The organism is Pseudomonas fluorescens group sp. PF-1 (genome assembly GCF_054481335.1).
Genome location: NZ_JBTMNG010000001.1, coordinates 1,701,635 through 1,715,317, shown reverse-complemented (window position 1 = coordinate 1,715,317; position 13,683 = coordinate 1,701,635). Strand labels below are relative to the sequence as shown.

Below are 13,683 nucleotides of genomic sequence, written 5' to 3'. Positions count from 1 at the left end.
ACACGTAAGAGATATTTGCGCCGAACTAAGTTTCAGCAATACCTGCAAATTTCTCACGTAATTTGTCTAGAGCGCGTTTGTACCGCATTTTTGTTGCACTCAAACCCATGTGCATGATGTCTGCGATCTCCTGAAACTCCAGCTCTGCGACAAATCGTAGCACCAGAATTTCGCGGTCAATCGGGTTCACATACACCAGCCAGCGATCGAGTCCACCCTTTTCCTCCGGTTTCGGCGCCTTTTCTTCAGACGCTTCCTCGAGGGGGTCGAGACTCAAGGCGTCCATCAAGCGACGCTTTCGCCGTTCTTTCCGATACTGAGTGATGCATTCGTTGTAAGTGATGCTGTATAGCCATGTCTTGAACTTCGATTTGCCCTCGAAATTCTTCAAGCCATACAGCACCTTCAACATCACTTCCTGACAGACATCGTCTGCGTCGCGATCGTTCCCGAGATATCGTGCGCAGACGTTAAATAATGTTCGTTGGTAACGCCGCATCAGTTCTTCATAGGCGCGCGTTACGTGAAACAGCTCGGTGTGCGAGCGCGCGACCAACTCCTCATCAGAGAGCTCGCGGGGGTCGTAGCGCATGGATAGCGATTGGGCTTTATTCAAAACAAGTCGGGCCGACAGTCAGGTCAATGTCCGCCGCAGCCAGCATCAGCGGGCATTTTGCGGCGGCATACATTAGCAGGGTTTGCCGGGTTAGCGGCTACTCACATGCTGTTCGAGAAGGATCCGATTGGAAAGAGAGACTAGCTCACCCTCATCGGTCAGCAATGTGGTTTTAACCGTGCCGATCTCTTCGATCTGGCCTTCGACCTCGCCAACACGCACTTGTTGCCCAACCTGGTACAACTCACGCACATAGATTCCCGCAAGAATCTGGCCGGCAATTTCCCGGCTTCCCAATCCCATGGCCAGCGCAACCGCCAGACCAACGGTAATCAATACAATCACAATCACATGGTTGAGCAGGTCAGTCTTGACCTCCAACTGGCTGATCGCGACCGAAATACTGATGATGATGACCAATCCCTGGGCAATTCGCCCAAGGCCAGAAGCGTAGTCCAGGCCCACGCCTTCTGCCGCGCCGCGCACCAGCCCGTTGGCCAGTTGCGCGAGCAAGACCCCCACCAGCAACACCAGCGCTGCGCCAAAGACCTTCGGCAGATACAACGCGAGCATGTCCAGCGTAGCCGAAACTCGTTCAAGTCCAAGGGATTCTGCCGCAGAAACCAGAAAAATCAGCAGAACGAACCAATAGACGATCTTGCCGATCAGGGTAGAAATCGGTACCTGTAGCCCGGCACGAGATAGCAACTTGGTCAGACCGGTGCCGCCCATCAGGCGATCGAGGCCCAGTTTGGCCAGCAACTTGGAGAGCAGCGTGTCCAGCAATTTGGCCACGACAAAACCCAACAGCAGCACAACCAGTGCGCCGAACAGGTTCGGAATGAAGTTGGCAACCTTGGTCCACAACGCGGTCATGGCAGTGACGAGGCTCTGAGTCCAGAGATCAAGTTCCATATTCAATCAGCCTTATCAGCAGTGCGGGCAGCAGGTTTACGAAGACGGGACACCGGCGCGACATGGGCCGATCCATTATTAACGGCGATCATCAGGGCGGGCAACCAACGGCCCAGCAGGCTGAACAAATCACCGGCACCGACCTGGCGGTTGGCGGTTTTCAGTACACGACCAAGGCACGCATCGTCGTCCCGGGTGGACGGTGATGCCTTGAGCATGTCACGCAAAGACTGTTCAAACGGATCGTGCATACGCACCTCTCGTGATGTCTGTGAAAGACGCGATCAAATTTACCCGGGTCACATGGGCCACTTTCAAACCCAGCGCAAACGTCGGAATAACCACCACTGCCCCAATGCCACCGAGATCATCATCAGGCAGGCAATCAGGAAGCCATAAGGGCTCGCAGAGAATGGAATTCCACCGACGTTGATCCCCAACAGACCGGTCAAAAAACTCATTGGCAAAAAAATCCCGGTGATGATCCCGAAGCGGTACATCGTGCGGTTCATGCGCACACTCAATCGTCGGTCTTCGGTCTCAAGGACCAGCCCTACCCGCTCCCGGGTCAACTCCAGCTCTTCAAGATAGCGGGTCAGACTGTTGTTCAATTCGTTCCAGTAATCACCATCGTCGTCGACGAACCAGGGCAGTTTGATCCGCGTCAGCTGACCAAAAATATCCCGCTGCGGAGCGAGAAACCGCTTCAACGCCGCCGCCCGGCGACGGATCTGCAAAACAGCTCCGTGTTCCGGTGTATACCGTTCGTCGGTATCCAGCTTTTCTTCTTCTTCATCGACCACTTCCGAGAGGTCGCTGACCAGATCCTGCAACTTGTTGGTCAGGTACTGCGCCATGCACAGGATGAGTTCGGAGGCTGTTTTCGGTCCCTTGCCCTCCGCCAGTTGCTCCAGCAGTTCCTCCGTGGCGCGCAACGGGCGCAAACGCAGGGAGATGACACGCTGGGCAGAACCGAAGATTCGCACCGAGACCATGTCTTCAGGCTCGGCCCCCGGATTCAGATTGACCCCGCGCAAAAATAGCAGCAGTTCGCTGTCCGAAAGCTGTAAAAGACGCGGTCGGGTGTTTTCTTCCAGCAAAAGATCACAGCTGAATTCGCTCAGGCCACTGGATTTGCGCAGCCAGGTCTGGGTTTGCGGATGACTGCGATCCCAGTGCAGCCACAGGCTTTCATGGGCCTGGAGCTGCAGTTCATCGAGTTCAGTCCGGGCTATCGAACGCGCGCCGCCTTTACCATCCAACACCAGGGCATGTACCAGCCCCCATTGCGCGTTTTCTTCCTCGAACATCCGCATTCCATTCTTCAAAAAAAATCGACCAAAACTTACTCGGGCATTGCAAGCGGGCTTGGCGAGACGATCACGCCGTTATTGTCCGCATAGATGTAATGGCCCGGATGGAAGGTCACGCCCGCAAAGGTTACGGCCACGTTCAGATCACCGATACCGCGCTTGTCGGTTTTCATCGGGTGGCTGGCCAGGGCCTGAACGCCCAGATCGGTTTGCGCGATGACGTCAACGTCACGGATGCAACCGTAGATCACCAGCCCTTCCCAGCCGTTTTTCGCGGCCTTCTCGGCGATCATGTCGCCCAGCAGCGCACGACGCAGGGAGCCGCCACCATCGACCACCAGTACCTTGCCATCTCCCTTGAGCTCGGCTTGCTCCTTGACCAGCGAGTTGTCTTCGAAGCATTTGATGGTCACGATTTCGCCGCCAAAGGAATCACGGCCGCCAAAATTGCTGAACATCGGTTCCAGCACCTGCACCAGCTCCGGATAGGCGTCGCACAGGTCAGGCGTTAGGTAATGGTTCATCGAGAAACTCCTGTGAAGAGGAAGAAAGCACGAACATCAGTGATGACTCAGTCATCGAAAATGACCAGAACAGCTCAATGCGTCATATCTTAGCCGCTAGCCGATCAGAGCGAAATGCCCTTGATAGAGCGTCGGGTTCAAATCGCCGCGGCCAAATCCGCTGTTTCACCCAGCAGAGGGGTTTGCTGATCCGCCAGCCAACGGGCCACCAATGGCCAGACTTCAGCCTGTGCGGCTTTGCTGACCAACATTTCAACGTGACCGAAATTATCGGCAAAGCCCTGCTCGCGACCCAGGTTGATAAATTGCTTGTGCTCGGACCCCACCTGATCGAACAGCTTGCGACAAGCCCAGGCCGGATCCTGATGGTCACCGGCGGCACTCACCGCCAGCACCGGCAAACTGACCTCGGCCAAACCCGCCCACCAGTCCTTGTCTGCATCACCAAAGCGCCCGAACAGGCCGTGCCAACGCATGCTTTCCAGGGCCAGGCCAATCGGCTCGTCCTCCGGGCCGCGTTTGAGCCGTGAACCCGACAGCTGGGCAAAACGCTTGAGAATGAAACGACCGCTCCACTCCACCGGCGGGATTTTCAACGGCCAGTACGTGCGACTGATCTGCGCACCAAAGAACGCCGCGGACGCCACCACGGGCTCACCGATGTATTGACCGCCCAATGCGGCTGCCAGGGTAATGCCGCCCAGCGAGTGGCCGATCCAGTGTGGGACCTGGCCGCTTTGCTCACGCACGAACGCGCCAATGGCCGGCAAATCGTAACGAGCGTAGTCGGCGACACGGTTCTTGCGGTAGTTCTGATTGCGCTGTGAGAGGCCGTGACCGCGCATTTCCGGAATCCATACGTCGAAGCCCAGGCGCGTCAGATAGGCGCCGAGCCCCACCCCTTTCGGGGAAAACCAGAAACGTCGATTGGAAAAACTGCCGTGCAACAGGATGACCGGCACGCCACGCACCGCTGGCTCATCGGCCATGCCTAGGCGAGTCACCGCAATTTCGACGGTGCCATCGGGGCTGTTGCCGGGTTTTAAACGATAAACATCTTCGCTCAGATCGCCGCGCCGCTCGGCGCTGATCAGGGCGACAGGAAATAGGTTGCTGCTGCTTTGCATAAGTTCTTGCACAAAAAAGGGCGGCATCCGGAGGAGCCCGCCCTACTTGAATCTTAAAGGCACCGCCCCTGTGGGAGCGAGCCTGCTCACGATGGACTCCAGAACAACGCGTTTATTCAGGATCGTTCACGACCATCGCGAGCAGGCTCGCTCCTACAAGAGAGCGGCCCGTTCACACTGGATCAAGCCTGCGCCTGACCCTCAGCCAGGAAGAACCAGGTTTCCAGTACGGAATCGGGGTTCAACGACACGCTTTCGATGCCTTGTTCCATCAGCCATTTGGCCAGGTCCGGGTGATCCGAAGGGCCCTGACCGCAAATGCCGATGTACTTGCCGGCCTTGTTGCACGCGGCAATGGCGTTGGCCAGCAGCTTCTTGACCGCTGGGTTACGCTCGTCGAACAGGTGCGCGATGATCCCGGAGTCACGGTCCAGGCCCAGAGTCAGCTGGGTCAGGTCGTTGGAACCGATGGAGAAGCCGTCGAAGAACTCAAGGAACTCATCAGCCAGGATGGCGTTGGACGGCAGTTCGCACATCATGATAACGCGCAGACCGTTGTCGCCACGGGCCAGACCGTTCTCCGCCAGCAGGTCAACCACCTGGCTCGCTTCGCCCAGGGTGCGGACGAACGGCACCATGATTTCGACGTTGGTCAGTCCCATCTCGTTGCGCACGCGCTTGAGGGCACGGCATTCGAGTTCGAAGCAGTCACGGAACGATTCGCTGATGTAACGCGAGGCGCCACGGAAACCCAGCATCGGGTTTTCTTCTTCCGGCTCGTAGAGCTTGCCGCCGATCAGGTTGGCGTATTCGTTGGACTTGAAGTCCGACAGACGCACGATGACCTTTTTCGGCCAGAACGCTGCCGCCAGGGTGCTGATGCCTTCAACCAGCTTCTCGACATAGAAACCGACCGGATCGTCGTAACCGGCGATTCGCTTGTTGACGCTTTCCTTGATGTCCGACGGCAGACCGTCGTAGTTCAGCAGCGCCTTCGGGTGCACGCCGATCATGCGGTTGATGATGAACTCCAGACGGGCCAGACCCACACCGGCGTTCGGCAGCTGCGCGAAGTCGAAGGCACGGTCCGGGTTACCGACGTTCATCATGATCTTGAACGGCAGCTCCGGCATGGCATCCACGGAGTTCTTCTTGATGTCGAAGCCCAGTTCGCCTTCGAAGATGAAACCGGTGTCGCCTTCAGCGCAGGAAACGGTCACGCCCTGGCCGTCTTTCAACAGCTGGGTGGCGTTACCGCAACCGACCACGGCCGGGATCCCCAGTTCACGGGCGATGATCGCCGCGTGGCAGGTACGGCCGCCACGGTTGGTGACGATGGCGCTGGCACGCTTCATGACCGGTTCCCAGTCCGGGTCGGTCATGTCGGAAACCAGTACGTCGCCTGGCTGGACCTTGTCCATCTCGGACACGTCCTTGATGATGCGGACCTTGCCGGCGCCGATGCGCTGGCCGATGGCACGGCCTTCCACCAGCACGGTGCCGGTTTCTTTCAACAGGTAACGTTCCATGACGTTGGCCTGGGTGCGGCTCTTCACGGTTTCCGGACGGGCCTGCACGATATACAGCTTGCCGTCGTCACCGTCCTTGGCCCATTCGATGTCCATCGGGCACTTGTAGTGCTTCTCGATGATCATCGCCTGCTTGGCCAGTTCGCTGACTTCGGCGTCGGTCAGGCAGAAACGCGCGCGATCGGCCTTGTCGACATCGACGGTCTTGACCGAACGACCGGCCTTGGCCTCGTCGCCGTAGATCATCTTGATGGCCTTGCTGCCCAGGTTGCGGCGCAGGATCGCCGGACGACCGGCAGCCAGCGTGCCCTTGTGGACGTAGAACTCATCCGGGTTCACCGCGCCTTGCACGACGGTTTCACCCAGGCCGTAGGCGCCGGTGATGAACACCACGTCACGGAAACCCGATTCGGTATCGAGGGTGAACATCACGCCGGCCGTGCCGGTTTCGGAGCGGACCATGCGCTGCACGCCGGCCGACAGGGCAACCAGTTTGTGGTCGAAACCCTGGTGGACACGGTAGGAAATGGCGCGGTCGTTGAACAACGAGGCGAACACCTCTTTGGCGGCGCGAATGACGTTTTCGACACCACGGATGTTCAGGAACGTTTCCTGCTGACCGGCGAAGGAAGCGTCCGGCAGGTCTTCGGCGGTAGCGGAAGAACGCACGGCCACGGCCATGTCAGGGTTGCCGGCGGACAGCGTGGCGAACGCCGTGCGGATTTCGGTGTTCAGTTTTTCAGGGAACTCGGCTTCCATGATCCATTGACGGATCTGGGCGCCGGTCTTGGCCAGGGCGTTCACGTCGTCGACGTCCAGGGCATCAAGGGCGTCGTGAATCTGCTGGTTCAGGCCGCTCAGTTCCAGGAAATCACGATATGCCTGAGCGGTCGTGGCGAAGCCACCAGGCACCGATACACCGGCACCTGCAAGGTTGCTGATCATCTCGCCCAGGGATGCGTTCTTGCCCCCCACATGCTCCACATCATGGACGCCGAGCTTATCGAGGGAAACTACGTACTCTACCAAGGTGATCTCTCCACTAACTGTGTTGGAAAAGCTCAGAAGCCGGCTTGCTCGGAAGAGCGTTTGCCAGCTGTATGGCCTGGACCTGGAAAATAAGTGAGAATGCGGGCCATTGGCGGCCGACAAATCGCGCCTATCATATCCAAGATTCGTTACTAGCTTAAGGCCCAAGGTGCAAATGAAACGATCTGCTTTCTTTATCTCCGATGGCACCGGCATTACCGCCGAAACCCTGGGTCAAAGCCTCCTGGCGCAGTTCGAGAACATTACCTTCAGCAAATTCACCCGGCCGTACATCGACAACGCGGATAAAGCGCGGGCCATGGTACAACAAATCAACAGAGCCGCCGAAACCGACGGCTTCCGTCCGATTATCTTCGACACCATCGTCAATCAGGACATTCGTGAGATCCTTGCGACTTCCAATGGTTTCATGATCGACATTTTCTCGACCTTCCTGGCGCCTCTCGAACAGGAACTGACCGAGCATTCTTCCTACACCGTCGGCAAATCCCACTCCATCGGCGCCAACACCAATTACATGGAGCGGATCGAGGCGGTGAACTTCGCCCTCGACAACGACGACGGCGCCCGCACGCACTACTACGACAAAGCCGACCTGATCCTGGTGGGCGTGTCGCGTTGCGGCAAGACCCCCACCTGCCTGTACATGGCCATGCAGTTCGGTATCCGCGCCGCCAACTACCCGCTGACCGAAGACGACATGGAGCGCCTGCAACTGCCAAGCGCCCTGCGCGCCCACCAGCACAAACTGTTTGGCCTGACCATCGACCCGGACCGCCTCACCGCGATCCGCAACGAGCGCAAGCCCAACAGCCGCTATTCGAGCTACGCCCAGTGCGAGTTCGAAGTGCGCGAAGTGGAAAACCTGTTCCGCCGCGAGAACATCCCGCACATCAACTCCACGCATTTTTCCGTTGAAGAGATCTCGGCGAAGATCCTCGTGGAAAAAGGCGTCGAGCGGCGCTTCAAGTAAGTTTCTATCGCCGGTTCCGGCCTTATCGCCAGCCTGCTGGCGATTGAGCGATAACGCGGTCTTCTAGATCACAAACAAATCCACAAATCTATTAACAGGCGTCGCTTCAAGCGCTGCCTGATCCTTGCACAACGCAAAAATCTCGGCGCTACGCTGGCCGGTGAATCGTGTCAGCAAGTTCGCCTTGAATTTATCCTCCAGCAGCGCAATACCCTCGGCACGGCGCCGCCGATGCCCGATCGGGTACTCCACCACCACGTTCTCGGTGCTGGTACCGTCCTTGAAAAACACCTGAACGGCATTGGCGATGGAACGCTTGTCGGCCTCCAGGTACTCGCGGGTGTAAACCGGGTTTTCGACGATGACCATTTTCTCGCGCAACACATCGATGATCGGATGTGCCTTGTGGAAGTCATCTTCGTAGTATTCGGCCACCAGATTGCCGAATGCCAGTGGCACCGCGGTCATGTACTGGAGGCAGTGATCGCGGTCGGCGGCATTGGCCAAAGGGCCGACCTTGGAAATGATGCGTATCGCCGATTCGTGGGTGGTGATGACGATCCGGTCGATGTCGTGAAGACGATTTCGCACCTGCGGGTGCAGGGTCACTGCGGCTTCACAGGCTGTTTGTGCGTGGAACTCGGCGGGAAAACTGATCTTGAACAGCACGTTTTCCATCACATAACTGCTGTACGGCCGGGAAAAACTGAACGCCCGTTTGTCTTCGGGCTTTAGCGCCAGGTCCTTATTGGTGTGGCTGAACAGCACGTCATAAAAGCCCCACTGCCCGGCACTCAACACACCGGGAATGCCCATCTCGCCGCGCATGGCGATGTCCGCCAGACGAACACCACGACTGGACGCGTCGCCCGCCGCCCAGGATTTTCTCGAGCCGGCATTCGGTGCATGGCGATAGGTGCGCAGCGCCTGGCCGTCGGCGAAGGCGTGAGACAGCGCTGAGAGTAACTGCTCGCGATTGGCCCCCATCAGCTTGGCGCAGACCGCCGTCGAGGCGACCTTCACCAGAATGACGTGATCAAGGCCTACACGATTGAACGAATTTTCCAGCGCGATCACACCTTGAATCTCATGGGCCATGACCATCGCTTCCAGCACCGTGCGAACCGTCAACGGCGCCTCACCATTGGCCAGACGCTTTTGCGACAAGTGATCGGCCACCGCGAGAATGCCGCCGAGGTTATCCGACGGATGGCCCCACTCGGCCGCGAGCCAGGTGTCGTTGTAGTCAAGCCAGCGCACGATGCAGCCAATGTCCCAGGCCGCCTTGACCGGATCGAGGCGGTAGTTGGTGCCGGGCACGCGAGCGCCGAACGGCACGACAGTGCCTTCGACGATGGGCCCCAGGTGTTTGGTGCACTCAGGGAAACGCAGGGCCAGCAAGCCGCAGCCAAGGGTGTCCATCAGGCAGTTGCGAGCGGTGTCGAGGGCTTCCCGGGACTCGATGGTGTAATCGAGTACGTAATCGGCGATGTCCTGCAGCACCTGGTCGTAGTCCGGGCGATTGTTGAGGTCAACGTTGGCGCTCATGTTCGATTCCCTCTTGCAGGAGCGAGCTTGCTCCGGGCGGCGTTCCGACGATGGTCATCGACGATAACGCTGGGTACCTGACACCCCGTGGTGCTCTCAGGTTCATCGCGAGCAGGCTCGCTCCTACGATAGGGCATGGGTCAGAACGAATCACCGGGCACGCGAACGTAACCTTCCATCAACACCCGCGCACTGCGGCTCATGATGGCTTTGTTCACGGTCCATTCGCCGTTCACCTGACTGGCTTCGGCGCCGACGCGCAAGGTGCCGGACGGGTGACCGAAGCGCACCGCGTTGCGCTCGACTCCGCCCGCTGCCAGGTTGACCAGGGTGCCAGTAATCGCCGCCGCGGTGCCGATGGCGACAGCCGCCGTGCCCATCATCGCGTGGTGCAACTTGCCCATCGACAACGCACGCACCAACAGGTCGACATCACCCGCCGCAACGGTTTTGCCACTCGAGGACACGTAGTCAGCCGGCTTGGCCACGAACGCCACTTTCGGCGTGTGCTGGCGCTTGGCGGCTTCGTCGATGTTGGCAATCAGGCCCATGCGCAGCGCGCCGTAGGCACGGATGGTTTCGAACATCAGCAGTGCTTTGGGGTCGCCGTTGATCGCGCCCTGCAACTCGGTGCCCTTGTAGCCGATGTCTTCGGCATTGACGAAAATCGTCGGGATGCCGGCGTTGATCATGGTCGCCTTGAGGGTGCCGACGCCCGGCACTTCCAGATCATCGATCAGGTTGCCGGTCGGGAACATCGACCCGCCACCGCCCTCTTCTTCCGCTGCCGGGTCCATGAATTCGACCTGCACTTCAGCGGCCGGGAAGGTCACGCCGTCGAGTTCGAAATCGCCGGTTTCCTGCACTTCGCCGTTGGTGATCGGCACATGGGCGATGATGGTCTTGCCGATGTTGGCCTGCCATACGCGCACCACGGCCACGCCGTTGTGCGGAATGCGGCTGGCGTCCACCAGACCGTTGCTGATGGCGAACGAACCGACCGCCGCGGACAAGTTGCCGCAGTTGCCGCTCCAGTCCACGAAAGGCTTGTCGATGGAGACCTGACCGAACAGGTAATCGACGTCGTGATCGGCCTTGATGCTTTTCGACAGGATCACGGTTTTGCTGGTGCTCGACGTCGCGCCGCCCATGCCGTCGATTTGTTTTTCGTACGGGTCGGGGCTGCCGATTACGCGCAGCAGCAAGGCGTCGCGGGCCGGGCCTGGAACCTGGGCCGCTTCAGGCAAGTCTCGCAGGCTGAAGAACACGCCTTTGCTGGTGCCGCCGCGCATGTAGGTGGCGGGAATCTTGATTTGCGGTGCATGAGCCATGGTGCTCGTTACTCCTGATCTGGAAAAAGACACGGGACTCAAAGTCCCGTGTCTGTGCAGCGTGTGTTAAACGGCAACCGCCGATTCTTCGAGGAAGTCCTGGGCGAAGCGTTGCAACACGCCGCCGGCCTCGTAGATCGACACTTCTTCGGCGGTGTCGAGACGGCAGGTCACCGGCACTTCGACGCGCTCGCCGTTCTTGCGATGGATCACCAGCGTCAGCTCGGCGCGCGGGGTGCGCTCGCCCACCACGTCATAGGTTTCACTGCCGTCGATGGCCAGGGTGTGACGATTGGTGCCCGGCTTGAATTCCAGCGGCAACACGCCCATGCCCACCAGGTTGGTGCGGTGAATGCGCTCGAAACCTTCAGCGGCAATCGCCTCCACGCCAGCCAGGCGCACGCCCTTGGCCGCCCAGTCGCGGGACGAGCCCTGACCGTAGTCGGCGCCGGCGATGATGATCAGCGGCTGCTTGCGGTCCATGTAGGTTTCGATGGCTTCCCACATGCGCATGACTTTGCCTTCCGGCTCCACACGAGCCAGCGAGCCCTGCTTGACCTTGCCGTTTTCCTGAACCATTTCGTTGAACAGTTTCGGGTTGGCGAAGGTGGCGCGCTGCGCGGTGAGGTGGTCACCACGGTGAGTCGCGTAAGAGTTGAAGTCCTCTTCCGGCAAGCCCATTTTCGCCAGGTATTCACCGGCGGCGCTGTCGAGCATGATCGCGTTCGACGGCGACAGGTGGTCCGTGGTGATGTTGTCCGGCAGCACGGCCAGCGGGCGCATGCCCTTGAGCGGACGGGCACCGGCCAGCGCGCCTTCCCAGTACGGCGGACGGCGGATGTAGGTGCTCATCTCGCGCCACTCATACAGCGGCGCGACTTTCGGACCAGTGTCTTCGTGGATGGCGAACATCGGGATGTACACCTGACGGAACTGCTCCGGCTTCACCGAGGCTTTGACTACCGCGTTGATTTCTTCGTCGCTTGGCCAGATGTCCTTGAGGCGAATTTCCTTGCCGTCAACCACACCCAACACATCCTTCTCGATGTCGAAGCGGATGGTGCCGGCAATGGCGTACGCGACCACCAATGGCGGCGACGCGAGGAACGCTTGCTTGGCGTATGGGTGGATCCGTCCGTCGAAGTTGCGGTTACCGGACAGCACGGCGGTGGCGTACAGGTCGCGGTCGATGATCTCTTGCTGGATCACCGGATCCAGCGCGCCGGACATGCCATTACAGGTGGTGCAGGCAAAGGCGACGACGCCAAAACCGAGTTGTTCCAGCTCGGTGGTCAGGCCGGCTTCATCCAGGTACAGCGCCACGGTTTTCGAGCCAGGCGCCAGGGACGACTTCACCCATGGCTTGCGGGTCAGGCCCAGCTTGTTGGCGTTGCGCGCCAGCAGGCCGGCGGCGATCACGTTGCGCGGGTTGCTGGTATTGGTGCAACTGGTGATGGCGGCGATGATCACCGCGCCGTCGGGCATTTGCCCCGGCACATCTTCCCACTTGCCGGAGATGCCTTTGGCCGCCAGATCCGACACCGCGACACGGGCGTGCGGGTTGCTCGGGCCGGCCATGTTGCGCACTACCGTGGACAGGTCGAACGTCAGGCCGCGCTCGTATTGCGCGTCCTTCAGGCTGTCAGCCCAGAGGCCTGTGGTCTTGGCGTAGTTCTCCACCAACTGCACCTGATCGTCTTCACGACCGGTGAGCTTGAGGTAGTCGATGGTCTGCTGATCGATGTAGAACATCGCCGCCGTGGCGCCGTATTCCGGGGCCATGTTGGAGATGGTCGCGCGGTCGCCGAGGGTCAGCGCGGCAGCGCCTTCGCCGAAGAACTCCAGCCATGCGCCGACGACTTTTTGCTTGCGCAGGAACTCGGTCAGCGCCAGCACCATGTCGGTGGCGGTGATGCCCGGCTGCAGCTTGCCAGTCAATTCAACGCCCACGCTTTCCGGCAGACGCATCCACGATGCACGACCGAGCATCACGCTTTCCGCTTCCAGGCCACCAACGCCGATGGCGATTACACCCAGCGCATCGACATGAGGGGTGTGGCTGTCGGTGCCGACGCAGGTGTCGGGGAACGCCACGCCATCACGGACCTGGATCACCGGAGACATTTTCTCCAGGTTGATCTGGTGCATGATGCCGTTGCCCGGCGGGATCACGTCGACGTTCTTGAACGCCTTCTTGGTCCAGTTGATGAAGTGGAAACGGTCTTCGTTACGACGGTCTTCGATGGCGCGGTTCTTTTCGAACGCTTGCGGATCGAAGCCACCGCGCTCGACGGCCAGGGAGTGGTCGACGATCAATTGGGTCGGCACCACCGGGTTCACTTGCGCCGGGTCGCCGCCTTGCAGGGCGATGGCGTCACGCAGGCCGGCGAGGTCGACCAGCGCGGTCTGGCCGAGAATGTCGTGGCACACCACGCGGGCCGGGAACCACGGGAAGTCGAGGTCGCGCTTGCGCTCGATGAACTGCTTCAGGGATTCGTTAAGCGTGGCCGGGTCGCAGCGACGCACAAGGTTTTCCGCCAGCACGCGAGAGGTGTACGGCAGGGTGTCGTAGGCGCCTGGCTGAATGGCTTCGACAGCCGCACGGACATCGAAGTAATCCAGCTGACTGCCAGGCAGCGATTTGCGAAATTTTGTGTTCATCGTCAGGACTCGGTCACGGTAATTACAAAGGGTGGGGATGGCACCGGGCATGAAGTCAACACTTTCCACTGTGGGAGTGAGCCTGCTCGCGATGGT

General features: G+C 59.6%; 11 protein-coding genes. 1 reads left to right on the top strand and 10 read right to left on the bottom strand.

Going from position 1 to position 13,683, the window contains the following annotated elements:
- Positions 1-25 precede the first annotated feature (25 nt).
- The 7 genes from sigX to ppsA all read right to left on the bottom strand — a co-directional run bounded on the left by sigX (position 26) and on the right by ppsA (position 7,053).
- Positions 26-616: an RNA polymerase sigma factor SigX gene (sigX, locus tag ACX3YD_RS08205; RefSeq protein WP_075949123.1), complete on the bottom strand. Its 591-nt coding sequence runs from the start codon at positions 614-616 to the stop codon at positions 26-28.
- A gap of 90 nt (positions 617-706) precedes the next feature.
- Complete coding sequence (locus tag ACX3YD_RS08200; protein ID WP_008048604.1) at positions 707-1,531, bottom strand: mechanosensitive ion channel family protein; 825 nt, start codon at positions 1,529-1,531, stop codon at positions 707-709.
- Positions 1,532-1,533: 2 nt separating this feature from the next.
- A complete protein-coding gene (locus ACX3YD_RS08195) occupies positions 1,534-1,782 on the bottom strand; it encodes a hypothetical protein (RefSeq protein ID WP_047531500.1) in 249 nt (82 codons plus the stop codon).
- A 63-nt stretch (positions 1,783-1,845) separates the two neighbouring features.
- A complete protein-coding gene (locus ACX3YD_RS08190) occupies positions 1,846-2,841 on the bottom strand; it encodes a zinc transporter ZntB (protein ID WP_458959630.1) in 996 nt (331 codons plus the stop codon).
- A gap of 35 nt (positions 2,842-2,876) precedes the next feature.
- On the bottom strand, positions 2,877-3,368 hold the full coding sequence (gene rraA, locus ACX3YD_RS08185) for a ribonuclease E activity regulator RraA (RefSeq protein WP_103402618.1): 492 nt from the start codon (positions 3,366-3,368) through the stop codon (positions 2,877-2,879).
- 137 nt (positions 3,369-3,505) lie between these two features.
- On the bottom strand, positions 3,506-4,495 hold the full coding sequence (locus tag ACX3YD_RS08180) for an alpha/beta fold hydrolase (protein ID WP_458959629.1): 990 nt from the start codon (positions 4,493-4,495) through the stop codon (positions 3,506-3,508).
- Positions 4,496-4,677: 182 nt separating this feature from the next.
- Complete coding sequence (gene ppsA / locus ACX3YD_RS08175) at positions 4,678-7,053, bottom strand: phosphoenolpyruvate synthase (protein ID WP_090463871.1); 2,376 nt, start codon at positions 7,051-7,053, stop codon at positions 4,678-4,680.
- A gap of 175 nt (positions 7,054-7,228) precedes the next feature.
- Here ppsA and ppsR point away from each other — a divergent pair, with 175 nt between their 5' ends.
- Positions 7,229-8,047, top strand: coding sequence for a posphoenolpyruvate synthetase regulatory kinase/phosphorylase PpsR (ppsR, locus tag ACX3YD_RS08170; RefSeq protein WP_047531512.1), 819 nt, complete (start codon positions 7,229-7,231; stop codon positions 8,045-8,047).
- A gap of 63 nt (positions 8,048-8,110) precedes the next feature.
- On the opposite strand, the gene prpD is transcribed toward ppsR, so the two are convergent.
- The 3 genes from prpD to acnD all read right to left on the bottom strand — a co-directional run bounded on the left by prpD (position 8,111) and on the right by acnD (position 13,587).
- Positions 8,111-9,595 (bottom strand): 2-methylcitrate dehydratase, encoded by a 1,485-nt coding sequence (gene prpD / locus ACX3YD_RS08165; protein ID WP_458959628.1) that lies wholly within the window; start codon positions 9,593-9,595, stop codon positions 8,111-8,113.
- A 140-nt stretch (positions 9,596-9,735) separates the two neighbouring features.
- The gene (gene prpF, locus ACX3YD_RS08160) at positions 9,736-10,926 is read right to left on the bottom strand and encodes a 2-methylaconitate cis-trans isomerase PrpF (RefSeq protein ID WP_103402615.1); all 1,191 of its coding nucleotides are present in this window, start codon (positions 10,924-10,926) and stop codon (positions 9,736-9,738) included.
- A gap of 66 nt (positions 10,927-10,992) precedes the next feature.
- On the bottom strand, positions 10,993-13,587 hold the full coding sequence (gene acnD / locus ACX3YD_RS08155) for a Fe/S-dependent 2-methylisocitrate dehydratase AcnD (RefSeq protein WP_103402614.1): 2,595 nt from the start codon (positions 13,585-13,587) through the stop codon (positions 10,993-10,995).
- Positions 13,588-13,683: the final 96 nt, after the last annotated feature.